This is a genomic window from Mesobacillus sp. QJM3NY_10, assembly GCF_056173465.1.
Genome location: NZ_CM149675.1, coordinates 3,913,181 through 3,937,553, shown reverse-complemented (window position 1 = coordinate 3,937,553; position 24,373 = coordinate 3,913,181). Strand labels below are relative to the sequence as shown.

Annotated in this window: 22 protein-coding genes; 19 read left to right on the top strand and 3 right to left on the bottom strand. The window is 43.2% G+C overall.

All coding sequences use genetic code 11. From position 1 onward, the window contains the following. Nucleotides 1-6: 6 nt before the first annotated feature. From AC0VX7_RS19895 to AC0VX7_RS19885, 3 genes are all read left to right on the top strand, one after another. Nucleotides 7-885 (top strand): peptidylprolyl isomerase, encoded by an 879-nt coding sequence (locus AC0VX7_RS19895; RefSeq protein ID WP_475425578.1) that lies wholly within the window; start codon nucleotides 7-9, stop codon nucleotides 883-885. 353 nt (nucleotides 886-1,238) lie between these two features. After that, entirely contained in the window at nucleotides 1,239-2,048 is an 810-nt protein-coding gene (gene zupT, locus AC0VX7_RS19890; protein WP_475425577.1) for a zinc transporter ZupT, read from the top strand. Nucleotides 2,049-2,308: 260 nt separating this feature from the next. Continuing rightward, nucleotides 2,309-3,550: a S8 family peptidase gene (locus tag AC0VX7_RS19885; RefSeq protein ID WP_475425576.1), complete on the top strand. Its 1,242-nt coding sequence runs from the start codon at nucleotides 2,309-2,311 to the stop codon at nucleotides 3,548-3,550. Nucleotides 3,551-4,020: 470 nt separating this feature from the next. On the opposite strand, the gene AC0VX7_RS19880 is transcribed toward AC0VX7_RS19885, so the two are convergent. Continuing rightward, complete coding sequence (locus tag AC0VX7_RS19880; RefSeq protein ID WP_475425575.1) at nucleotides 4,021-5,148, bottom strand: CAP domain-containing protein; 1,128 nt, start codon at nucleotides 5,146-5,148, stop codon at nucleotides 4,021-4,023. A 225-nt stretch (nucleotides 5,149-5,373) separates the two neighbouring features. Between AC0VX7_RS19880 and AC0VX7_RS19875 the strand changes: the two genes are divergently transcribed. The 10 genes from AC0VX7_RS19875 to AC0VX7_RS19830 all read left to right on the top strand — a co-directional run bounded on the left by AC0VX7_RS19875 (nucleotide 5,374) and on the right by AC0VX7_RS19830 (nucleotide 16,153). Beyond that, on the top strand, nucleotides 5,374-6,369 hold the full coding sequence (locus AC0VX7_RS19875; RefSeq protein ID WP_475425574.1) for a hypothetical protein: 996 nt from the start codon (nucleotides 5,374-5,376) through the stop codon (nucleotides 6,367-6,369). 112 nt (nucleotides 6,370-6,481) lie between these two features. Beyond that, entirely contained in the window at nucleotides 6,482-7,768 is a 1,287-nt protein-coding gene (gene kynU, locus AC0VX7_RS19870) for a kynureninase (protein WP_475428208.1), read from the top strand. Nucleotides 7,769-7,782: 14 nt separating this feature from the next. Continuing rightward, on the top strand, nucleotides 7,783-8,616 hold the full coding sequence (gene kynA, locus AC0VX7_RS19865) for a tryptophan 2,3-dioxygenase (protein WP_475425573.1): 834 nt from the start codon (nucleotides 7,783-7,785) through the stop codon (nucleotides 8,614-8,616). A 202-nt stretch (nucleotides 8,617-8,818) separates the two neighbouring features. Then, nucleotides 8,819-9,445 carry an arylformamidase gene (gene kynB / locus AC0VX7_RS19860; protein ID WP_475425572.1) on the top strand — a complete coding sequence of 209 codons (627 nt, stop codon included), beginning with the start codon at nucleotides 8,819-8,821 and terminating at the stop codon, nucleotides 9,443-9,445. A 139-nt stretch (nucleotides 9,446-9,584) separates the two neighbouring features. Beyond that, nucleotides 9,585-10,214 carry a TetR/AcrR family transcriptional regulator gene (locus AC0VX7_RS19855; RefSeq protein WP_475425571.1) on the top strand — a complete coding sequence of 210 codons (630 nt, stop codon included), beginning with the start codon at nucleotides 9,585-9,587 and terminating at the stop codon, nucleotides 10,212-10,214. Nucleotides 10,215-10,264: 50 nt separating this feature from the next. Beyond that, nucleotides 10,265-11,149: an ABC transporter ATP-binding protein gene (locus AC0VX7_RS19850; RefSeq protein ID WP_475425570.1), complete on the top strand. Its 885-nt coding sequence runs from the start codon at nucleotides 10,265-10,267 to the stop codon at nucleotides 11,147-11,149. A 3-nt stretch (nucleotides 11,150-11,152) separates the two neighbouring features. Beyond that, nucleotides 11,153-11,950: an ABC transporter permease subunit gene (locus tag AC0VX7_RS19845; protein WP_475425569.1), complete on the top strand. Its 798-nt coding sequence runs from the start codon at nucleotides 11,153-11,155 to the stop codon at nucleotides 11,948-11,950. 15 nt (nucleotides 11,951-11,965) lie between these two features. After that, the gene (locus AC0VX7_RS19840) at nucleotides 11,966-12,763 is read left to right on the top strand and encodes an ABC transporter permease subunit (RefSeq protein ID WP_475425568.1); all 798 of its coding nucleotides are present in this window, start codon (nucleotides 11,966-11,968) and stop codon (nucleotides 12,761-12,763) included. 378 nt (nucleotides 12,764-13,141) lie between these two features. After that, the gene (hemY, locus tag AC0VX7_RS19835) at nucleotides 13,142-14,551 is read left to right on the top strand and encodes a protoporphyrinogen oxidase (RefSeq protein WP_475425567.1); all 1,410 of its coding nucleotides are present in this window, start codon (nucleotides 13,142-13,144) and stop codon (nucleotides 14,549-14,551) included. Between the two features lie 132 nt (nucleotides 14,552-14,683). Further along, a complete protein-coding gene (locus tag AC0VX7_RS19830) occupies nucleotides 14,684-16,153 on the top strand; it encodes a PAS domain-containing sensor histidine kinase (protein ID WP_475425566.1) in 1,470 nt (489 codons plus the stop codon). A gap of 39 nt (nucleotides 16,154-16,192) precedes the next feature. Here AC0VX7_RS19830 and AC0VX7_RS19825 read toward each other — a convergent pair whose 3' ends face one another. Continuing rightward, nucleotides 16,193-16,573 (bottom strand): SET domain-containing protein, encoded by a 381-nt coding sequence (locus AC0VX7_RS19825; protein WP_475425565.1) that lies wholly within the window; start codon nucleotides 16,571-16,573, stop codon nucleotides 16,193-16,195. A gap of 228 nt (nucleotides 16,574-16,801) precedes the next feature. Beyond that, complete coding sequence (locus tag AC0VX7_RS19820) at nucleotides 16,802-17,587, bottom strand: hypothetical protein (RefSeq protein WP_475425564.1); 786 nt, start codon at nucleotides 17,585-17,587, stop codon at nucleotides 16,802-16,804. A 543-nt stretch (nucleotides 17,588-18,130) separates the two neighbouring features. Between AC0VX7_RS19820 and AC0VX7_RS19815 the strand changes: the two genes are divergently transcribed. From AC0VX7_RS19815 to AC0VX7_RS19790, 6 genes are all read left to right on the top strand, one after another. Next, nucleotides 18,131-19,147: a hypothetical protein gene (locus AC0VX7_RS19815; RefSeq protein WP_475425563.1), complete on the top strand. Its 1,017-nt coding sequence runs from the start codon at nucleotides 18,131-18,133 to the stop codon at nucleotides 19,145-19,147. Between the two features lie 44 nt (nucleotides 19,148-19,191). Further along, entirely contained in the window at nucleotides 19,192-20,301 is a 1,110-nt protein-coding gene (locus AC0VX7_RS19810; RefSeq protein ID WP_475425562.1) for a glycosyltransferase family 4 protein, read from the top strand. Next, complete coding sequence (locus AC0VX7_RS19805) at nucleotides 20,294-21,061, top strand: HipA family kinase (RefSeq protein WP_475425561.1); 768 nt, start codon at nucleotides 20,294-20,296, stop codon at nucleotides 21,059-21,061. Before AC0VX7_RS19810 ends, AC0VX7_RS19805 begins: the two co-directional genes overlap by 8 nt. A 120-nt stretch (nucleotides 21,062-21,181) precedes the next feature. Continuing rightward, nucleotides 21,182-22,078, top strand: a complete 897-nt coding sequence (gene galU / locus AC0VX7_RS19800) for a UTP--glucose-1-phosphate uridylyltransferase GalU (RefSeq protein WP_475425560.1) — start codon at nucleotides 21,182-21,184, stop codon at nucleotides 22,076-22,078. 1 nt (nucleotide 22,079) lies between these two features. After that, complete coding sequence (locus tag AC0VX7_RS19795; protein ID WP_475428207.1) at nucleotides 22,080-23,402, top strand: UDP-glucose dehydrogenase family protein; 1,323 nt, start codon at nucleotides 22,080-22,082, stop codon at nucleotides 23,400-23,402. A gap of 133 nt (nucleotides 23,403-23,535) precedes the next feature. Further along, nucleotides 23,536-24,183, top strand: a complete 648-nt coding sequence (locus AC0VX7_RS19790; protein ID WP_475425559.1) for a phosphatase PAP2 family protein — start codon at nucleotides 23,536-23,538, stop codon at nucleotides 24,181-24,183. Nucleotides 24,184-24,373 lie beyond the last annotated feature (190 nt).

Sequence of the window (24,373 nt, the reverse complement as noted above, 5' to 3'; positions counted from 1 at the left end):
AAAATAATGATTTCTTTTATGAAAAATAATAAACTCTTAATGGTATTTACAACGGTTTTCTTAGGACTTCTCTTAATTTTTGCAACAGCTTTTACCAAAACAGAAACTGCAGCGAGCATTGATGGGGAGAAAATCACCAAGGAAGAACTGAATACGAAATTGACAGAAATGTATGGTGCAGATATATTGGACTCCTTAATCACAAACAAAGTGATTGGAATGGAAGCTTCAAAAGAAAAGGTAAAGGTGACCGGGAATGAGATAGATGAAGAACTTACAAAATTGCAGGAATCATATGGCGGCGAAGAAGCATTCGCTTCGGCACTTGAGCAAAACCAGGTTTCAATGGACAAAATCCGGGAGGATATCGAAACTTACCTGCTAGCAGAAAAAATGATTGGAACTTCCATTGAAGTGACTGAAGAAGAAATGAAGACCTATTTCGAGGAAAATAAGGAATCTTTTGACCAACAGGAACAGGTGAAGGCGAGCCATATATTGGTAGAAGATGAGGAAGCGGCCAAGAAGCTTAAGGAAGAGCTTGATAATGGAAAAGACTTTGCTGAATTGGCAAAAGAATATTCAACAGATTCATCCAATGCGGCTAACGGCGGAGACCTCGGGTATTTCGGAAAAGGAGAAATGGCTGAAGAATTCGAGAAGGCTGCATTCGCATTGGAAGTCGATTCAATTAGTGAGCCGGTAAAAACAGAGTTTGGTTACCATATCATCAAGCTTGTTGATAAAAAAGCAGCGAAGGCTGCAAATTTTGATGATCATAAGGAAGAAATTAAGGATTTGTTATTCGACCAGAAGATCCAGGCCGAGTACCCAAACTGGTTGGAGCAGAAAAAAGCAGAATATGAAATTAAAAGTTATCTATAGTTAGTTATTGAGCCTCTGCAACGTTTAGCAGGGGTTTTTTTAATGAAAAATGGCGCGAATTATAAAAATTCTAAAATTATTTAGTTGCAGGTCAAGTTTCCTTTGCGATAAAATGTTTACCAAAGGAAACTTTTTAATCCTAATGCATATATTATTTTTACAAATGGAGTTCTGCACCCCGAAAGTTGGCTGAAGGAAACATTTTAGTGTTAGACCATCATTTGGTCATATAAATGACCAAAGGTTTCGTTCATGAAACAAATTTCGTGTTCTGGCATAAATTAAAGATTATTGTTTCTTTTTGAAAAATTCTTTGGGCAGGCTCAAAATTGATATTCAAAGGAGAATAAAAAATGACAGAGGAAATTTTATTCGCATTTGGTTTGACACTGTTTGCAGGTCTAGCCACTGGGATCGGCAGCATTCTTGCCTTTTTCACATCGCGGACCAATACAAAATTTCTTTCAATAGCACTTGGGTTTTCAGCAGGTGTGATGATTTATGTGTCGATGATTGAAATCTTCGTCAAAGCGAAGGATTCCCTCGTTTCCGCGATGGGCGCACAGTTAGGAAACTGGGTAACAGTCGGAGGATTTTTCGGGGGAATTCTGCTAATTGCCTTGATTGATAAGTTCATACCAAAGCAGGGAAATCCTCATGAACTGAAAAAAGTCGAGGATATGAATGCTCCTTCAAAACCTGCCACAGATGCTGCCCTGCTGAAAATGGGAACATTCACAGCTCTCGCGATAGGGATACACAATTTCCCTGAAGGAATCGCAACCTTCACCTCGGCCATCCAGGACCCGGCTTTGGGTGTGGCAATTGCCATTGCGATTGCCATCCACAACGTTCCTGAGGGAATTGCCGTTTCCGTACCGGTCTATTTTGCGACTGGCGATAAGAAGAAAGCCTTTAAACTATCATTTCTGTCAGGTCTTTCCGAACCGATCGGCGCACTTGTAGCATACCTATTCTTAATGCCATTCCTGAATGACATTATGTTTGGCGTCATTTTCGCTGCAGTAGCTGGCATCATGGTATTCATCTCACTTGATGAATTACTGCCAGCGGCAAAAAAATATGATGAATCACATCTAGCTATTTACGGTTTAATTGCCGGGATGGCAGTCATGGCCGTCAGCTTGCTGCTGTTTATTTAAAAGACAAGTGCGTAATATCCTATTATTTCCCAATGAAAAAGAGTGACCTGTCAAAAAATGGTCACTCTTTTTAGTTCCATTGATATTGGGAAATTTTTAAAATGGTACTTTATACATGTGAAATTTATGTAAATGCGCATATACTCCTGATTCTAAAGACTCAAAAATGATTAGTTTAGCATATTGATATTATCAGAAAATTTTAAATATAATAGAGTCTGTAAAACGTGCAACACCATAAAATGCAGAGGAGTGGTTGAATGAAAAAGAAGAAAGTACTAGGAGCCGCACTATTAAGCATGACAATGGGTTTATCTATGTTTACGGCTGGGGCATTTGGCCAGGCACCAGAGGCTCAGGATTCTTACCGGGTATTAATTCAGGGTCCGAAAGCTGAACAAGCTAAGGCTAAGGATCAATACGGTACAAGATGGGATTTTGGAACAAATGGTTTTACTACAACGGTTAATGGGAAGCAATATCAGGCACTACTTCATAATAAGAATTTAAATGTGGAAACAGTTTCTCAGGTGAAGCTGGAAGCAAAGCCAGGTTCAGGCGCTCAAGCTGCGCCATCTGACCGTACACCATGGGGGATGGAAGCAATCTATAATGACAGCAGCCTTCAGGCAACATCCGGCGGTAACGGTGTTAAGGTAGCGGTCCTTGATACAGGAGTAAATGTTGCTCATACCGATTTAGCTGGCAGCGATGAACAATGTAAGGACTTTACTAATCGCCGGACACCATTAGTAGAGGGATCGTGTACAGATAAGAATGGTCACGGTACTCACGTTGCCGGCACCGTTTTGGCACACGGAGGATCTGGAAATGGAATTTATGGAGTAGCTCCTGAAGCGGAACTGTGGGCATATAAGGTTTTGAATGACCAGGGATCAGGCTATTCGGATGACATCGCTGGTGCGATCCAGCATGCAGCAGATGAAGCAGTTCGTACAGGCTCGAATGTCGTCATTTCAATGTCACTTGGATCAAGCAGCAAGAGCACGCTGATTGCTGATGCTGTTGATTATGCATATGGAAAAGGTGTCCTCGTCGTTGCAGCAGCTGGTAACAGCGGACCTAATGCCAATACAATTGGTTATCCAGGTGCCCTTACTAATGCTGTAGCAGTTGCCGCTTTAGAAGATGTCCAGGAAAACGGTACATACCGTGTCGCTGACTTCTCATCCCGCGGAAACCCGCAGACAGATGGTGACTATGTCATCCAGGAACTTGACGTGGAACTTTCCGCGCCAGGAAGAGCAATCGAATCAACCTGGTATGACGGTTCGTACAACACAATTAGCGGAACATCAATGGCAACACCGCACGTTTCCGGATTGGCAGCGAAAATCTGGGCTGCAAATCCAAGCATGAGCCATACACAACTTCGTGCTGAGCTTCAGAACCGTGCAAAAGCTAACGACATCCTTGGCGGATCAGGAGCTGCATCTGGTGATGACTATGCTTCAGGATTTGGATTCCCGCGTGTGAAGTAAATATTGTATGAAAAACCGCTTAATCGAGCTGATTAAGCGGTTTTTTTGTTGGAAACGGGTACTTGATCTTGTATGTAAACTGAGGAGCGCGAACTGGAAAAAAACGCCCGGAATTTCCAGTTCGCCAATATAATTTGATTTTCGCCAATAAGTAAGTGGAAATCGCCAATAAATTTATTTTTTCGCCAATAAAAATTAAAAATCGCCAATAAAATTGTGAAAACCGCCAATAAAATGATTTAAGTATGAAAAGGGGTAGTAACTTGGTTTAAAAACTAGACTTGAACATGCCTATTCACATCAAACAAAAGATATTATAGCGAAAATTTTAATTTTATAGCGACTTTCTGATTTTTTATAGCGCAAATACATTTTCTATAGCGACTTTTTCGGTTTTATAGCGAATTGGAAATTATCCACGATTTTTTCCAGCTTTTCTACTAAAAAAACCGAGCCAATCTGACTCGGTTTTAAAACTTCCTCTTACTATAAAAATTCTCGGTAAAATAAGGCTCATGCTTCGGCCCGAATGCGACGCCGACACCTAGCAGTTTAAAGTCAGACTTCAGGATGTTTTCACGGTGCCCTAGCGAGTTCATCAAGCCTTCGTGGGCAAAGATGCTGCTGAACTGTCCATATGCGAGATTCTCCCCAGCTACCGAAAACGCAATATTATCCTCTTCCATCCTGTCAAAAGGCGATTGTCCTTCAGGGTTTGTGTGGCTGAAATACGAGTTTTCCGCCATGTCGGCACTGTGCTTTCTGGCAGTCACTCTCACCTCATCATCCCAGGTAAGAATGCTAAGACCGTGCGCCAACCTTGAAGCATTGGTCAGGTCAAACAGCTGGTATTCTAACCCTTCCTTCAATGCCTCACTTGCCTCCGTATAAAAGCCTGCCTTGCTTTGTTCCAATTTTTCGCTGACCATCTGGATTGCGGTTACGGTGTTGTTTTTATGTTTATCATAAAAAACCGTCACATAGCTGTCATCCAAATTATAGACGTCATAGTCCTGGTCCTTTTGAAACTGGTAATAGACAAGTCCTTTCCTTATTTCGCTAAGCGGCTCCCCAAGTGTCTGACGGACTGTTTCCTTTGCAGTGCCATACTTGATTCCGTTTTTTGCCGCAATCAAATCTTGGTTTGTATACAAAGCATTCACAACCCCATCTTTGCTGTAGGAAACCATGATGAAGTTTTGGAAATTTTCATGATAAGCATGCCACTCTGTTCCATACTCGTTCACGGAAACCCGTTTAGGGGCACCAAGCTGAGCTTCTACTTCAGGTTTCGCATCACCAATACCAACATTATGGAAGGTGAATGTTTTTTCAGAAGGTGTTTCCAGCTCGGGCTTAGCCACTTTGGGCAAAAGGTTTTGCTCATCCTGCGTCAATTCTTCCTTTTTCTCATTAAGTTGCCAGATCAGCTGATTAATCCCGCTGTTCACCGTTTCCAATGCTTTGCTGAGTTCGGGATTTTCTTTTAACTTATCTATTTCAGTATTTAAATTTTGAAGATCTTTTTCATTCGTTAAAAATGGCCATGCAAAGTAAAGCAAAGCCCCTAAAATCAAGAGGGAAAATAAACGTCTCAAGAGTTTTCTCACCATCCTTCGTTCCTTATCACCAATATACCCATTAATACTTGATTAAAAAAGCATACTAGCTTGGTGACAGGGCAAACTTTGTATAGTAAAACTATCCAAAGTCAGTTTTTGTGAAACCATTCACATAATGTTCAAAACTCTGCTGCTAATATCTTATGATTCAGTAGTATTATTACTACCTAGATAGTGTTTATATTGCCAGGAGGTTTTATAGTGAAAAAACTGTTGCAAATCATCATTGGATTAGGACTTATTCTGACCCCTTTTTATACAAATGCTCACGTAAAGTGGTTTACCAAAGTTGCGCCAAAGAAAGAAAGTATTGAAAATATATTATCGCCGTTATTTATGGGTCTTGCCTTACTGGCGGCGATTGTTCTCGCTTCATTGACTATAATTATTCCAAAAATGGCTCAAATGCCGCTAATCAAAAAGTGGGATGATTACCTTTCAGGCTTCCGGAAATATTCTAGATATTTATTGAAGTACGGAACGGCAGTCGCCTTGATTATCCAGGTCACAAACGGTACCTTGTTTGCACCGGAGTTCCAGTTGGACAGCACCTTGATGACGGTTTTAGCGTGGATCACGATTGGCCTCCTCCTTGTTCCGCACCATATCGCAACAAAATTAGGGGCATCCATTTTATTGATCCTATTCATCATGGTCACTGTAAAGCATGGTATTTTTTATATGCTTGATTACGGTTTTTATGTGGCTATCATCGGCGTGCTGCTTGTCGGCAGCACTAAGCTTGAAAACGTTGGCTTCCCATTCTTATATTTGGGGACAGGACTTTCATTATGCTGGGTCGCCGTTGAAAAATGGGTATACCCAACTATGTCGCTGGATATCGTCGCAAACCACCAGGTACCTACCTTCGGCTTTGAACCAGCAGCTTTTATCGTCATGGCCGCTTTTGTTGAATTTGTGGTCGGCTATTTGCTGGTAGTCGGTATCTTGAATCGAGTGCTGGGATTTGTCGTCACCACCATCTTTATTTTAACAACGATGCTATTCGGATTTACAGAAATAATCGGCCACTTCATGATTCATATTGTCCTGATCATTTTCATCATCGAAGGCGTATCCTTCTATAATCCGCCAATTAAAATGCACAAAACAAGAGTGGACCAATTCATCTTTATATTTTTGAACTTCATTTTCGTCTTATCGACCTTTGTGTTGATTTATTATCGATTTGCCTAAGCAGCCTCAATGGGGCTGTTTTTTCTTTTTAGAATTATCAGACCTTTTGTTGACGCTTGCTTCTGTTCTTGTTACGATTTCTCTAGTTGCAAATGGAATGGGAGAGATGATGATGAAGCCTTATTCTTTTCAACCTGATGCGGAATTTGCCGCACAGCTTGACCGCGAAGATCTATTAGCCCGTTACCGGGATGAATTTTACCTGAACCCTGATTCAATCTATCTTGATGGAAACTCGCTTGGTCTTCTTTCAAAGCGGGCTGAGCAAACTTTGCTTGAATCATTGGCCGACTGGCGCGAGCTTGGCATTGATGGCTGGATGGAAGGCAACCATCCATGGTTCTATTTATCTGAAAAACTAGGAGAATTGACTGCTCCGCTTGTTGGTGCTGCTCCTGAAGAGGTTATTGTAAGCGGCTCTACAACAGTCAACCTGCATCAGCTGGTGGCTACTTTTTATAAGCCTGAGGGGAAGAGGACAAAAATTCTTGCTGATGAATTGAATTTCCCGTCCGATATCTATGCGCTTCAAAGCCAGCTGCGAATCCATGGCTATGATCCGGATACGCACCTGATCAGAGTGAAAAGCAGGGATGGCAGGTTCTTGGCTGAGGACGATATCATTGAGGCAATGACCGAAGAAATTGCTCTTGTTGTGCTGCCGACTGTGCTGTACCGCAGTGGGCAAATCCTCGATATGGAGCGGTTGACAAGGGCGGCTCACCAGCGTGGAATCCTTATTGGCTTCGATGGCTGCCATTCAATTGGCGCGATTCCTCATGCTTTCTCTGATTGGGGAGTCGACTTTGCCTACTGGTGCAATTATAAGCATTTGAATGGCGGGCCAGGAGCTGTAGCAGGTCTTTATGTGAACTCAAAGCATTTTGGCACGAAGCCAGGTCTTGCCGGCTGGTTCGGTTCAAGGAAAGATAAACAGTTTGATATGGAGCATGTTCTGACACCTGCTGAGACTGCGGGTGCCTACCAGATTGGTACACCGCATGTGCTGAGCCTTGCTCCTTTACTTGGCTCATTGGAAATGTTCGCGGAGGCTGGAATTCCGAATATCCGTGAAAAATCATTAAAGATCAACCGTTATTTAATGGACCTGATTGAACATGTACTTGGTGACGTCGGTTTTAAAATCGGCAGTCCTGTTGAAGATTTTAAACGTGGCGGCCATGTCAGTCTTGAGCACAAAGAAGCGGCAAGGATTTGCAAGGCGTTGAAGGAAAAAGGAATCATCCCTGATTTCCGCGCTCCGAACATCGTTCGACTGGCACCTGTGGCTCTATACACTTCTTACAGTGACGTCTGGAATGCTGTCCAGATGTTAAAAGAAATCATGGATCATAAATTATACGAGAAATTCAGCAATGAGCGCGGAGTTGTAGCGTAGGGGGGAGTCTGGCAATGAAGGAAGAACAAAAAACTTCACATGAAATTCATACCGATTTTTCAAAAGAGCTGTCTTACGGAAGTTATCTGCAATTGGATAACATCTTATCGAGCCAGCACCGCTTGTCTGATCACCATGATGAAATGCTGTTCATCATCATCCACCAGGCTAGCGAGCTGTGGATGAAGCTGATTTTACATGAAGTGAGCGCGGCGATTGACTGCATCCGTAAAAATGACCTGGAGCCATCCTTCAAGATGCTCTCCAGAGTGTCGAGGATCCAGCAGCAGCTGATCCAGTCGTGGAGTGTACTATCGACGCTGACTCCGGCTGAGTATATGGAATTCCGCGACAAGCTTGGCCATTCATCAGGATTCCAATCCTACCAGAACCGTTTGATCGAATTTGCTTTGGGGCAAAAACAATTTCATGTTCTATCTGTTTACAAGCACGATGTCGACCTGTATAAAAAGATGGAGGATGCGCTGCATGAACGATCGATTTATGATGCGGCGATCAGTGCGATGGCGATGCGCGGCCTGCCGATAGATGATGCAGCCTTAAATCGTGATTGGTCTGCTCCGTACGAACCAAATGCCAGTGTCGAGGAAGCGTGGCTGACGGTGTACCGTAACGTTGATCAATATTGGGATTTATATGAACTAGCGGAGAAGCTAGTCGATATCGGCAGCCAGCAGCAGCTTTGGCGTTTTAACCATATGAGTACTGTTGAACGGATTATCGGTCACAAAACTGGAACAGGCGGTTCCGCCGGTGTATCCTATTTGAAAAAGGTCGTAGACCACCGATTTTTCCCTGAGCTATGGAGCCTGAGGACGAAGCTATAAAATAAGGGCTGATTACTAGAGATTGTTGTTAAAATCCTAAAGCCGATTTTAACGTATATAAAGTTATTTTGCTGGTCGGTATTAAGTTTGCATGCTCTTTTCTCTTTATAAAGGAGTCAAGGATGCAAAGAAAAGGTGTCATTCAATCCTATTTTGTAGTCAATAGTTTGAGAAAAGAGCTTAAAAGAAAGAAGGAAACAGTATGGGAAATTGGATTGATATTTCGCAGGTTTTACATGATAAAATTCCTGTTTGGCCAGGCGACACTCCATTTCATTATGAAGTGAGCTGGGGAATGGAAGCTAGCGGCTCCGTGAATGTCGGACAGGTGACGATGAGCACGCATACCGGTACGCATATCGATGCGCCTTTCCATTTCGAAAACGATGGAAGAAAAGTGATCGATCTCGATTTTAACCTTTATATCGGCCCTGCAAAGGTCATCCATTTGCAAAATCCAGCCAGTATCGGAGTTAAGGAAGTAGAATCTTTCGATTTGCAGGGGGTCAAGCGTTTGTTGATCCGTACGGACGCGTGGCAGGATAAGACTGTGTTCCCTGAATACATTCCGCATATCGAGCCTGAATTGGCTGCTTATCTTGCTGAGCAAGGAGTACAATTGCTTGGTCTTGATTTGCCATCGGTCGATCCATTGGACAGCAAGGAACTGAGGGCCCATCATGAATTGAACAGCCAGGGCATTCATATCCTTGAAGGATTGGTACTTGATAAAATTGATCCGGGAGAATACGAGCTCGCTGCTCTGCCTCTACCGCTGGAACAGGGTGACGGCAGTCCTGTCAGAGCCGTGATCCGTGAAATTAAATAAAGTTAGAATGAGGGAGGCTGCCATTTGGGGCAGTCTCTTTTTGTCGAAAATTTTGCCATAAACATTGTTGACCGATGTGGTCAATGAGGAGTAAGATGTAATTGACCGATGTGGTCAATAAGAATTTAAGGAGGGCGTTATGTCTTCAAAATTTTTAAGCTTGAATCCTGAAAAGCAAGAACGAATCCTGAACGCCGCTCTAAAGGAGTTTGCCCTGAAAGGATACGAAAAAGCATCCACGAATGAAATCGTCAAATCAGCAGGCATCTCAAAAGGACTGCTATTCCACTATTTTAATAACAAGAAAGAACTTTATCTGTTCCTTTATAACCACTTTGCCGATGTGATGGTAGAAGAGTTCTTTAATGAATTGGACCTGAGCGAACGCGACATTTTCGAACGGATGAAAACGCTGATGATCCTGAAAAACAAACTGATGGCAAGGCATCCGGAAGTATTCGACTTTATGGTGGCAGCCTCCATGGAAGCCGCGGAAGAAGTAAAGGAAATATTGAATAACACAAATACAGAGCTGATCCAGGCAAGTTACAGCAGGCTATTCGAGAATATTGACATCACTAGGTTCAGGGACGGAGTCGACATCCAACGAGCCATCAACATCATCATGTGGACACTCCAGGGCTTCAGCAACCAGGAATTAGAAAAAGCCAAAAAGCTGAACAAAGCACATCACGACTTTGATGAAGCATTCAAAGAAGTCGAAGTGTATATCGAGATGATGAAGAAGGCTTTTTACAAGAATGTCTAAGAAAAAGAGAATGAAGAGCTAAAAAGAAAAAGTATCTGGGAGGGTCTGGCATGAACGTGATTGAGATTAAAAATCTGACTAAAATGTACGGCAAGGCCAGGGGAATTGAGGATGTTAGTTTCAGTGTGAAGGAAGGAGAGATTTTCGGGTTCATTGGCCCGAATGGCGCAGGGAAATCAACGACGATCAGGACGTTACTATCATTGATTTATCCAACGAGCGGCAGCGCGACGATATTTGGAAAGGATATCATCACCGCTGCTCCGGAAATCAAAAAGGATATCGGGTACCTGCCATCTGAGGTATTTTACTATGACAATATGAAGGTTATGGATCTGCTTAAGTATTCCGCAAGCTTTTACAAAAAGGACTGGACAAAGCGGATTAAAGAGCTTGCTGACATCATGGAGCTCGACCTTACGAAGAAAATCGATGACCTTTCGCTTGGCAACAAAAAGAAGGTTGGCATCGTTCAGGGACTGCTTCATGAACCGAAGCTAATTATCCTTGATGAACCGACGAGCGGGCTGGATCCGCTCATGCAGCAGAAGTTCTTTGACCTTCTTGAAAAAGAAAACAAGAAAGGCGCGACGATTCTCTTTTCTTCTCATATTCTCAGCGAGGTGCAGAGACTGTGCGACAGGGTTGCAATTATCAAGGACGGCCGGATTGTCACGGTCGAGAAAATCAGCACCTTAAAAGAAAACACCTACAAGAAATTTAAAATCGATACCAATTCCGTAATCGATAAAAACCTTTTTAATATTGACGGTGTGAACCAGCTTGAGCAGGATGGTGGATCGGTCAGCTTCCTTTTCAGAGGCAACATCAATTCCATCATGAAAAAAATTGCGGAAATCGAGATTGCGAACCTGTGGGTCGAGGAGCCTGACTTGGAAGAGATCTTCATGCATTACTATGAAAAGGAGGAATAGAACATGAATATATTCCTTCATGAACTGAAGGCATATCGAAAGTCGACTATTATATGGACCTTGTCGTTGGTGGCGATGGTTGTCTTGTTTTTATCAATGTTTCCTTCCTTTTCAAAGGATGCGGAAGAGTTTAAGAAGCTGCTTGAAGGCTTCCCGGTTGAATTAAGGAAAGCAATTGGATTGTCAGTGGACAGCATCGCGACATTGATTGGTTTTTTCTCCTATGCATTTTTGTACTTGAAGCTAGCGGGCGCCATCCAGGCTATGAATCTTGGAACCTCGATCCTATCAAAGGAAACACGGGAAAAGACAGCCGACTTCCTGCTTACTAAGCCGGTGACAAGGACTCAGGTAGTCACTTCTAAGCTGTTGGCAGCGCTGGTTTCGCTGGTAATCACTAACATCGTTTTTATCGGAGCGACTTTCGTGATGGCTTCTATTGTAGAAGGTGGCGATTTTAACAAGGAAGCTTTGTTCCTGATTACTATTTCCCTTTTTTTCATCCAGCTTATGTTCATGGCACTGGGAATCATCGTTTCTGTGATCGCCCCAAGAATTAAATCGGTGATATCCGTTTCACTAGGTACTGTTTTTGGATTTTTCATGCTCGGGATGATAAGTTCGACGACAGAAGATGAAGCCCTGCGTTATTTGACGCCGTTCAATTACTTTGATTCAACCTACATTACACAACACTCAAGCTATGAAACTTCATTTGTCATAGCGGGGGTAATTTTTATCATCGCTGCGGTCTCGGCCAGCTATTATTTTTACGCAAAAAAAGATGTCCATTCCGTTTAGGGAGGAGGGAAAGTCATGAATCTATTTAAAAGGGAAATGAAAGCAAACCGAAAGTCCTTAATTATCTGGAGCATCGGAGTTGTCTTCATGGTCGCCGCGGGCATGGGCAAGTACTCAAGCCTTGAAGGGACGGGGCAATCGATGAATGCGTTGATGGCCGATATGCCTAAATCGCTGCAGGCCATCATGGGAACGGGGTCACTCGATCTGTCCACACCGGTTGGTTATTACGGAGTCTTATTCTTATACCTGGCTGTGATGGCAGCCATTCATGCCGCGATGCTCGGCTCGAATATCATTGCCAAGGAAGAGCGTGACAAGACAGTCGAGTTTCTGCTGGTCAAACCAGTTTCAAGAACGAGAATGATAACATCCAAACTAATAGCCGCTTTGGTCAACATTCTGATTTTTAATATTGTGACCTTCGCTTCCTCTGTGGCAATGGTTCAGAAATATGCGGAAGGCGAGAGTGTGATCGGGGATATTTCCTTATTGATGGCCGGGATGTTCATCCTACAGCTGATCTTCCTGGTTATCGGAACCGCAATCGCTGCTATCTATAAAAATGCGAAAAAAGCCACATCGCTGGCAACAGGAATCTTGCTTATCCTTTTCATTTTATCAATAGCAATTGATATGAATGAAGAGCTGGATGGATTGAAGTTCCTGACTCCATTTAAATATTATGACGCGAAGCTTGTTTTGGAGGAAGGCGGGTTCGAACCGCTTTATCTGGCACTGTCAGCTCTGCTGCTGTTCGGGTTGACAATCGTGACCTACGTATTTTATCGAAAAAGAGATATGAATGTTTGAGAATCCCGGGAATCCGGGATTTTTTTAATGGAGATGGAGATTTATATTGGGTATTTTGTGAATTCCTTAGCTGATTACGGGAATAAGCATTTAATTTTAAGAAACTCCGACTTAACTCCAGGAGCATGAAGCTTAATCCCGCGAAATACCCACCTGATTCCGCGAAAAAGACCCTTAATTCCGCGAAAATCAATGATAATTCCGCGAACTGGAAATTATCCAGGATTTTTTCCAGCAACCTCGTTCACATTTTAGTAAAAAAACTCCCATCTTCCTTTGAATTTCCGGTGATATACTTTAAATATGTTAAATACTGCACATACCTAGTTAATTCAACTATAGGATAATCAATACATTACTAAAGAATAGGTGAGCGGAATGGACGAAAAGAAGGTCATTGTTGTTGGCGGCGGGATTACTGGACTCACGACAGCATATTATCTCCAAAAGGAAGCCAGGGAGAAGCAACTGCCCATCAAAGTGAAATTGGTTGAGGCAAGCGATCGTCTTGGCGGTGTCATCAGTACGGAAAAGCGGGACGGGTTCGTCATTGAAAGAGGACCGGATTCTATCATAGCAAGAAAAAAGAGTGCGATGAGATTGATAGAGGAAGTTGGCCTTAAAGATAAAATTATATCCAATACTGCCGGGAGATCTTATATTTACGCGAGAGGCAAGCTTCACACGATGCCTGAGGGCTCTTTCATGGGCATCCCAACAAAGGTGACGCCATTTGCGTTATCGGGGTTATTTTCACCGCTTGGGAAATTACGTGCGGCGGGGGATTTTATTTTACCAAAAGGCCAGCCGAAAGCAGACCAGTCGCTTGGAGCCTTTTTCCGCCATCGGCTTGGCGACGAGGTGGTCGACAACCTAATTGATCCACTATTGTCAGGTATCTATGCTGGCGATATTGATGAACTCAGCTTGATGGCGTTGTTCCCGAACTTCTATGAAATCGAACAGAAGCATCGGAGCCTTATGATTGGATTGAATAAATCGATGCCAAAGCCGCCAAAATCAGCTAAAAAGCCTGGTTCTAAAAAAGGAATGTTCATCTCATTGTCAACGGGCCTTGAGGAGCTGATTCACCAGGTTGAAAGCCGTTTGGAAGAAGGAACGGTCGTGAAAGGAACGCCTGTAAAAAAGGTAGTGAAAACAGGCAGTACCTATCAAGTCCACTTTGAAACTGGAGAGGTTGAAATAGCCGCCAGTGTCATTATCACGACTGACCATTTCCATGCGCAACGCATGCTTTCGGAGTATGCATTCATGGAACAATTCAAAGGTATGCCATCCAATTCGGTGGCAAATGTCGCGATGGCATTCCCGAAATCCGCGATTGAAAAAGATATTGAAGGAACAGGCTTCCTTGTTTCGAGAAACAGTGATTTCCGGATTACCGCATGTACGTGGACACACAAGAAGTGGCCTGGCACATCTCCTGAAAATATGGCATTGCTCCGCTGCTATGTCGGCAAACCGGATGACCAGGAAGCAGTCGAACTATCAGATGAAGAAATCGTCGAACTGGTTCTAAAAGATTTGAACAAGACGATGAATATCACTGAAAAGCCAATCTTCCATGTCGTAACGAGATGGAGAAAAGCGATGCCGCAATATACGGTTGGGCATCTAGAAAAGATTGCCCATGTTAAAAAGCAACTTGACGAGGAACTCCCTGGTGTCTTCCTTGCCGGAGGGTCATTCGAGGGTGTAGGCATACCTGGTTGTATCGATCAGGCGGAGGCTGCGGTGGATAAAGTAATCACACATCTGTCCTTATAGCAATTCCTGCCGCTATCTTTTAAAGATAGCGGTTTTTACTTTTAATAGAGAGATAACCAAATTCTTCTTTTTTAATATCGAAATCTTCTGTAAAATAGAACTATAAGGATAAAAAAGTCTGGAGAGATCTCTATGCGAAATAGTTTCCCAATATTTGGGACAGATGATGAAACGATCTATAATCCTGATGAACTGCTGAGTTTATTTTTGGATTGCACGGCTGACGGATTTGCTATTGTCGATATGGAGAATCGTTTTTTAAGGATCAACCATAAGTATACGGAAATTTTCGGTTATTCAGAAGAAGACTTGATCGGGAGGACTTTTTATGAGTTTTCAAATCCCGATTTCGTCCCAGGAATCATTTCTCAAGTGAAAAACGGAAAAGCGTTTACCAATATGATAACGAAGAGATTCCATAAAGATGGTTCCATGCTGGATATTGCAGTCTCTTATTCTCCTTTCCGGAATAAGCATGGGAAAATCATAGCGATCATTGCGATATACCGTGATATCACCAAAATAGTGAGCATGGAGAGTGAACTAAATAGAACCCGGGAATTGTATGAATTGATCACCGAAAATACGAGTGACATGATCAAGGTGATTAATAAGGATAAGATGATTGTGTACGCTTCACCCTCACATGAAAAAGTAATCAGTCTGAAGCCGGAACAAATTGTAGGCAGAAGTCTGAGTGAATTTTTGTCGGCTGAGGAAGATGCCATTCTTGATAAAAAACTGGCGGAAATTATCGAAACAGGCGAGCCGCAGATTGTACGGAAGAAGTTTACGACTTGTGATCAAAATATCGTTTACACAGAGTACAATTTTTCACCGATATATAATGAGAAAAAAGAGATAGAGTCCTTTGTGAGTGTCGGCAGAAATATTACGGACCGGGTCAAGCAGGATGCTACCATCCGGAATCTGGACAGGCTTTCTGTCACCGGCCAGCTGGCAGCGGGAGTGGCTCATGAAATCCGCAACCCGCTGACTTCGTTGAAGGGATTTTCGAAGTTATTGCAGACATGCCTCGATAAGAAGAAGCAAGGTGATTACCTTGCCATCATGATGAATGAACTCGATAGGATCGATACGATTGTCAATGAGTTCATGTCACTGGCAAAGCCTCAGGCGGTGCAATATGTAAAAGAAGATCTGAAGTCAATCCTGGACAGCACAATTAACATCATTCATCCGCAGGCGCTAATGCATAATGTCCAAATCATCACTAATTATCCAGAAGAAAATTGCAAGCTGTCATGCAATTCGCACCAGCTAAAGCAAGTATTTCTAAACTTCTTAAAAAATGCGATTGAATCGATGGCTGAAGGCGGAAATATCTATATCGACCTTCAGATGAATGAACCGGGTAAAGTACTGGTCAGCATTGTCGACGAAGGAGCAGGCATCGAATCGGACCGGCTGCGATACCTTGGAACGCCTTTTTATACCACAAAAGATAAAGGAATCGGGCTTGGACTGACCGTCAGCAATAAAATCATCCAGGAGCATAATGGCACAATGAAGATTGTCAGTGAAAAAGGCCAAGGGACCACAGTGATTGTTGAATTGGATTGTCTTGAGACATCCTTCTAATAAAAAGAGCGGCTTCCTAAACGGAAGCCGCTTTCGTTGTTATTCCTCTTTGTTAAACCAGAGTGGATCGTTATTATCCTCTTCACCATTATAGTTAATGACAAGTTCTTCCCCAGCGCTGATGTCACGGTAGGCATAGAAATCAAATGTGTGATTATCGAAATTGATTTCATAGGTTGTATTAGGCTCATATGAGTGGTTGAATAACATCCCATAACCGAGAAGGAGTGCAGAATGGTTAATGCCATATTCGAAGGCATAGTCAGCAAGCGCCGTCTTTTCGATGTGGACATGCTGGTCGTTCGGATAAGAAAGAACGGGAGCCTCATGGATAAGTTCGCCTTTTGCGATATCACGAGTTGCGAAGACCCCTCTGTTGAATTCTCCATCGCTAATTTCAGAAGTTTTTATTTCAATCATTTTTTCACCTGCTCGCTCTATTACTTTGTTGTTCTTTACCCTTTTTAGCATGACGGTTTTTAGGGAAAAATGCAAACTTATATTATATTATTATTCATTCAATACATTACTAAACATGGGATATTACCTGGAACGAGCTTACTCAATAATTTGCTTGGACCGGAACTGATCCAATTTATCTATTATAAAGTAAAAGAACGGACTGGCTTGTTTGAGGCCAGTCCATCCTTATTTTTTTAGGATTTTCGAAGGGTTATTGATCTTATAAGCCACAGAAACATCGAGAAGCATCGATTCATCTTCGACGTCCTTGCCCTTTGGAAGGCTCTTTTTGACAATCTTGCCGTCGAACTCGAGCTGTTGTCCAGGCTCCAGTTCGTGCTTCTTCAGCGTTTTGCTGTGTGAGCCCCATGCGAGGCCAACCTCGATTGGTTCCTCCTGTTCAATCCGGACATTCTCGAACACGACTACTTCGTCATTATCCTCATTGAAATGGTTCCAGCTGAGCGCAAACTGCTTCACCGTCGCGGTAAAATGAACCTTTTCTTCTGGTAGCACTAATTTAGGAGCCTTTTCTTTTTTCGCTTTTTCCTTTTTTGCAGGTTTTTCTGCCTTCACTGTTGTTTCTGAAGGAGCCACTGCTTTAGGCTTCTCTTTCTTTACCTCAACAGCTGCAGGTTCATCACCGGAAGCTTGCGGAATGATTTCCTTCCCAAAGCTGGAAGACTGCATCTCCTTCAGGTACGCAGGATGGATACATGTCACGTTCCCATCTGCGAATTCGATAACCAGCGTATTGTATTCTTCGGTTTCACCGAACACCTCATAACCCTTGATTCTAACAAGACAATGCTGATATCTGTCTTTGTACCAAAATTCTTTCTTCGTGCTCAAACCCCATTCTTTAACCTTCTCAAGATAATGAGCGTCATTCTCAAATTCTTCGTACATGCCTTTCGGCGGGATATATTGAGTCAAATGCGACTGATTAGTGCCTGCAACTGAATTTGCCATCTGTCCACTTCCTTTCACACTTATTTTACCTTTACAGGACAAAGAAAAAAAGCGCTAGGTCATGACGGACAGAAATGAAGGGAAGAACCCGATTCTTGTCCGTCATCAAGGCTATGACGGACAGAAATGAAGGGAAGAACCCGATTCTTGTCCGTCATCAAGGCTATGACGGACAGGAATGAAGGGAAGAACCCGATTCTTGTCCGTCATCAAGGCTATGACGGACAGAAATGAAGGGAAGAACCCGATTCTTGTCCGTCATCAAGGCTATGACGGACAGAAATGAAGGGAAGAACCCGATTCTTGTCCGTCATCAAGGTCATGACGGACAGAAAGGGAGAGAAGAGCCCGATTATTGTCCGTCATCAAGGTCATGACGGACAGAAAGGGAGAGAAGAGCCCGATTATTGCCCGCCATCCATCGCCGCCCATATCTCTACCTGCACACATTTTCCTTTTACTAGATTCATGCCCTTACGTTTTTGGCCAACCTCGAATTAATTAAATAAGAAGTGGAACTTGAGGATAGCAAGGAGGAGCATCATGGATACGAAGTATTTGAAAAAATGCATGAAGGCAATCAAGGTTACGAATCTTGAGAGTGAGGATGTTGATGTTGTGAATGATTCCCCTTTGGAGATGATCGGCAAAGGCCGCCAGGGGGCTGTTTTTAAATTGAGTGATGATATTTGTGTAAAGGTGTTCGGCAATGAAGAAGATTGTGAGCGTGAATATTACGCTCTTTCTCTCGGCCAGCAAACGGATCTTTTTCCACGCCTGTTTGCGAAGGGCGAACTGTACATCGCTATGGAAATCATCAAGGGTGTGGACGTTAGGGAGTATTTGCAGTCTCAGCCTTTGAGTGAGGAGCTGTCGCTGAAATTGATCCATATGCTGGTCACTTTCAAGGAGATTGGTTATGACCGGATTGATCACCATAAGAGGCAAATCTATCTTCAGCCTGATGGCAGCCTGAAGGTGATTGACGTTGCCAGGGCCGTTTGGCGTGACAGGGTATATCCTTACCCCCGCAAACTGATGACTTCACTTGGTGAAAAGAATAAGAATATTTTCCTGGAACATGTGCAATCTCTGAAGCCGGAGCTGTATGAAGAATGGAAGTACTATATCGAGATGGAGGACATCTCCCGTGAAATCTATTGTCTGTTACTTGAAGAAGAGCATGATAAGGAAAAATTGAGCGAGTTGAGCGAAAAGCTGTTCACCACTTCTGATAAAAAGATCCATCTGCGTCAGCTTGAAAACATGATGCACAAGGTTTTCAAGGAGGAATGGGTGAAAACAATGCTTGCCCGCGGGGAAGACCCTGAAGCGGTCATGGATAAAATCGATGAATACTGGGAGGGAAGAGAAATGGGATTGGAACCTAAAAAAGCCAGAAAGCTTAAAGGTAAAAACAAGAAGCGGCGACAAGTAGATTTATCTTCTTTTTTCAATAAAAATACTGAAAAAACGAACAGCCTTGCTGGAGATCCATCATGGGATAAGATCATGAAGAGTCTGGATAAGAAAAAGAAGAAAAAGAAACGGAAAAAGTAACGAAGTCCAGGAGGATGCCCAATCTATAGAGAGGAGATACCAGAATGAAAGTACTAGTAATCTGGCGCCTGCTGACTGTTGGCGGAGTGAACGCTGGGTGGAGGAATCGTTCGATCTATTTTAAAAAGCATGGAATTGATACCGAATTTTTGTATACGACTGACCATGGCGGTCTTCATATCATGGAGGATATTGCTCCAGTCTACCTGACGAAAGATGAAAACGAAATAGTAGGGATTATCCAAGCCAATCATTATGATGCGATTATCGTTGTCGATACGAAGGATGCCTATAAATGGATCCGGAAGGCGAATTATACAGGTCCAGTGATTATCGAAGCCCGTACCCCGGAAATTATCAAGCTTCAGCCTCATTTAAAATCCTTCAAGGGAATTAAACCTGAAACCATCATTGTCCCATCCAATTATCAAAAACGAGTCGTTTCCATATTAACTGAAACGAAACCAGTCGAGGTGATTTATAACGGAGTGGATACATCTTTCTTTTGCCCTTTGAGAGAAAGGGAGATCGATTATCAACAAGCTCCGGTGCTGCCGGAAGACAAGAAAATCATCGGCTGGATTGGCCGAGTGGATAAACGGAAAAACTGGCCGATGCTCCTGGAAGTAGCCAAAAGAATCAAGGCTGAACGAAAAGATATTGAATTCTGGGTGATCGGCGGTGCGCAAAGCGTCCAGCGGGAAGAATTCGCAGCGAAATGGCAGGAGGAAAACCTGACGGATATCGTCAAATGGCATCCGGTCATTCCCTATCAGCAAATGCCGCACGTCTACGCGAAAATTCGAAAATCGGGAGGCTGCACGCTAGCGACAACCAAGTCTGAATCCTTCGGCAACACCTTTATTGAGTCGATGGCATGTGGTGTACCAGTAGTAGCATCGAACATGATGCCGGTCACAGAGCTGGTCCTCCAGGAGAAGACCGGGATGCTCTACTACGGACAAAATGTCGATGATGCTGTTAAGAAGATCTACTCCATTATTGACGCTCCCCAAGTTCAGCAGCAGATGTCAAAAACATCCATTCAGCATGTCCAACAGTATTTTGCGATCGAAGTCGTAGCTGACCAGTATATCGATCTATTGTATGAAATCGTCCATGAACGCGGGAACGGAGGGATCAGCCATGATTAAACCTGTCGCATACCGAAGGAAATTAGAAGGGAAATCGAATGCTCATCTCATTGCCTTCGATGATGGCAGAGATTATGTGGTGAAATTTTTACAGGAAGGGTTTGAAAAAACTTTGTCGAATGAATGGGTGGCCTATTGCCTGGCAAGATACCTCGGTTTGCCTGTTCCGTTTGCCATGCTGGTCGAAATCCCCGAAGAATTTACCGCAATGATTCCTGATTACAATCAATTTGTACCTTCACAGTTCCAATTTGCCTCTCTTTATGTACCAAACTGCTTGGACGGTCACCAGGTAAAAGATGTTTCCGGGATTGTGAATGCAGAGACGCTGGCTGGTATCATTTTGCTTGATTATTGGCTTGGCAACAGGGATCGCACTCGAAAAAATATTCTATTGGAGGAAGATGCGAAGGATATCTATCACTTATGGATCATCGATCAAGCCGAGATTCTCGGATCATATAATTGGGAGATATCTAGCCTTGAAAATTTGCCAACGGGATTAAGGAAAAGTGCAGCCCAGCAATTGATGGCAGCTTTCATAGAAAATGAGGAGGAATTCTTTGAACACCTCGAGTTGATCCAGACGATCCCGATTTTTTTGATAGAGGAAATAGTCTCTACCATCCCTGACGACTGGATGGTTACGAAGGAAGAGAAAAAAGCGATGGTGACGATGCTGTTGAAGCGGCGCAAGAAGGTCCTTCCAAAGCTGCTGCCCCGTTTTATAAAAAAAGTTTACAGGCCTCTTCATGGATAGTCAGGAACCTATTAAATTTTACCGGTTAATAGTCTATTTGCGAATTGGTAGGCCTTTAACGTGTCGGGAGCTTGGCCCTTTGAATATAAAAGACTATGGAATTCAAAAGGGAGGCAGCATATGAAAATCCGAAAAGCTATTATCCCGGCAGCCGGTCTCGGGACAAGATTTTTGCCGGCAACAAAAGCGCAGCCTAAGGAAATGCTGCCGATCGTTGATAAGCCGACAATCCAATATATAGTAGAGGAAGCAGTCGCCTCAGGGATCGAGGAAATCATTATCATCATCGGCAGGGGAAAGCGATCGATAGAGGATCATTTTGATAAATCCTATGAACTCGAGGATGCGTTATTAAAAAAGAATAAGCTTGATATTTTAGAAGAGGTCCAGAATATTTCAAGCCTGGCAAATATCTATTATGTCAGGCAAAAGGAAGCGCTGGGCCTGGGACACGCCATCCTTTGCGCCCGAAGCTTCATCGGCAATGAGCCGTTCGCCGTTTTGCTTGGCGATGACATCGTGATGTCCGAAACCCCATGCTTGAAGCAAATCATCAATGTATTTGAATACTGCAATAGCTCGGTCGTAGCCATTCAAAGCGTTGCTGATCACGATGTCAGCAAATATGGGATCATCAAGCCAAAGGGCGCGAACCTGGAGCCGAATCTGTTCTATATCGATTCGCTGGTAGAAAAGCCGTCGAAAGATGAGGCACCTTCTAACTATGCGATTATGGGCCGTTATGTACTGAGACCGGAAATCTTTGATGTGCTGGCTAATCTTCCAGCGGACTTTGGTGGAGAGCTGCAGTTAACGGACGCCATCAATGAACTTAATAAACGGCAGGCAGTCCTGGCATATAATTTCGAGGGCAAGCGATATGATATCGGGGATAAAATCGGTTTCATTAAGGCAACGATGGACTTTGCCCTGCAAAGGGAAGATACCAGGAATGATGTCATCGAGTATTTAAAAGATGTATACGAGATGATGGGCATGAAGAGAGTGGATGACTGACATGAAGGTCGCTGTACTTGGAACAGGTTATGTTGGATTATCGACTGGAGTTTGTCTCGCAGAAATCGGCCACAAAGTCGTTTGCATAGACGTTGATGAAAGGAAAATAGATACCCTCAAACAAGGAAAGTCCCCAATTTATGAACCAGGACTTGATGAACTGCTCATTAAAAACTCCTCCGAAGGAAGACTTGCTTTCACTACCTCTCATCAGCAAGGATTAAGCGAAGCGGAAATCATCATCATTGCCGTCGGTACACCGCAAAGTACCGACGGGCAGGCGGACCTGAGCTTTCTCGAGCAGGCCGCAAGGGACCTAGCTGAACATATCGTCCAGGATTGTATTGTCGTAATGAAAAGTACGGTGCCGGTGGGCACGAATGAATATTTGAAGCAACTGTTACTTAAGCAGTTGAAAAATAACGTTGAGATTAAGATGGTCTCCAACCCAGAGTTTCTGCGGCAAGGGTCAGCCATCCAGGATACCTTGAAAGCGGACAGGATAATTATAGGCACTGACGATGCAGGTGCTTCTGAAAAAATCCAGGAGATGTACCGGTCGCTGAATGTTCCATTTTTATTGACGGATGTGAGAAGCGCAGAAATGATTAAATACGCCTCGAATGCTTTTTTGGCAACGAAGATTAGTTTTATCAATGGAATCGCCAATCTTTGTGAAGCCGTAGGAGCAGACGTGGAAGATGTAGCGAAAGGGATGGGGTACGATAAGCGGATTGGAGCCGCTTTTTTAAAAGCAGGAATAGGGTATGGCGGCTCTTGTTTTCCTAAGGATGTGAAAGCGCTGCTGCATACATCCAGGGAGCGTGGAATTCCATTTTCATTATTGGAAGAGACGATTGCAATCAATGAACATCAGCAAGAGCTGCTTGTAGATAAGGCCATGAAGCGTTTCGGGGAGCTGAGAGGAAAGAAAATCGCTATGCTCGGCCTGTCATTCAAGCCGGAAACGGATGACATGAGGGAAGCACCGTCGATAAAAATTGCACGATCATTAACTGCTGCAGGCGCTGAGGTTGCAGCCTGCGACCCAGTTGCAGCCGGCAACGCAAGGAAAGTCATAGGTGATGTCATCACCTATGTTGACTCAGCATTGGAAGCTTCAAAAGATGCAGATGCCTTGTTTATTGTCACAGAGTGGGAGGAGTTCAAACAACTAGAATTCAAATCACTATTGGATGTCATGAAACAGAGAATCATCTTTGACGGCAGGAACTGTTTAGATGAAACGGATCTCAAAGCGTGCGGGCCAGTTGAATATTATCCAGTCGGGAGGCCGGCGGTTATTTTAAGGGGGAATGATTAAGTTCATTCCTTCTTTTGTTTGGTTTGGGAATGTTACTAACTTGCTAATGAGGTAATCATGAAAGGACTTTTTAAAATAGGAGATTTGGGAATAGTAAGGGTGATTTACAAAGCAACAGGAGGGAACAAGATTCGTGAATTTTAATCTGCAGCTGTTCATCGCCTTTTTTGGTTCGTTATTTGGCTTTATCATTATTTCCTTTCTGGTACAGGCTGAACATTTGGTTGTATTCGATCAGATTGTTATTGATAAGGTACAGGGACTCGAAGCAGAGGGCCTGACAGCGGCCATGAAATTCTTTACCTATATTGGCTCCTTAAAATTTAGCGTCATCCTGACCATTCCAATTTTCCTATTTCTTTTTTACGTGTTAAAACATAGGCTGGAGATCCTTGTTTTTCTGTCTGTTGTTTATATTACACCGATTCTGAACAGGTTGTTGAAAATGTATTTTCATCGTGCCCGTCCTGACTTTAACCGGCTGATTGAAATAGGGGGATACAGTTTTCCGAGCGGCCATGCGATGAATGCTTTTTCTTTTTACAGCATCTTTGCTTTCCTGCTCTGGCGCCATGTCCCAACCGTGATAGGGAGAACCGCTGTCATCCTCCTCAGCACCTTTATGATTCTAGCGATTGGATTGAGCAGGGTTTATTTAGGCGTCCATTATCCAAGTGATATTATCGGAGGCTTTCTTGCCAGCGGCCTATGGGTCGCGGCTGTTATCTGGTTTTTTCAAAGATATAAAGAAAAGCTGGAAATACCGGAACGGTCGCATTGATCATATCGTAGTTTTTTCGTTTTAACCATCCTGAGAATGGGAATAAAATGAAAGATGCTGAAATGGATTACATATCATATTTCTCTCACATTTTTATTATATAAAAGATTAGAACTGGGACTGTTCAATAATGTGATTTATTGAACAAACTTTCGAGGTGACTTTATGTATAAAAAACAAGAAAGAGTGC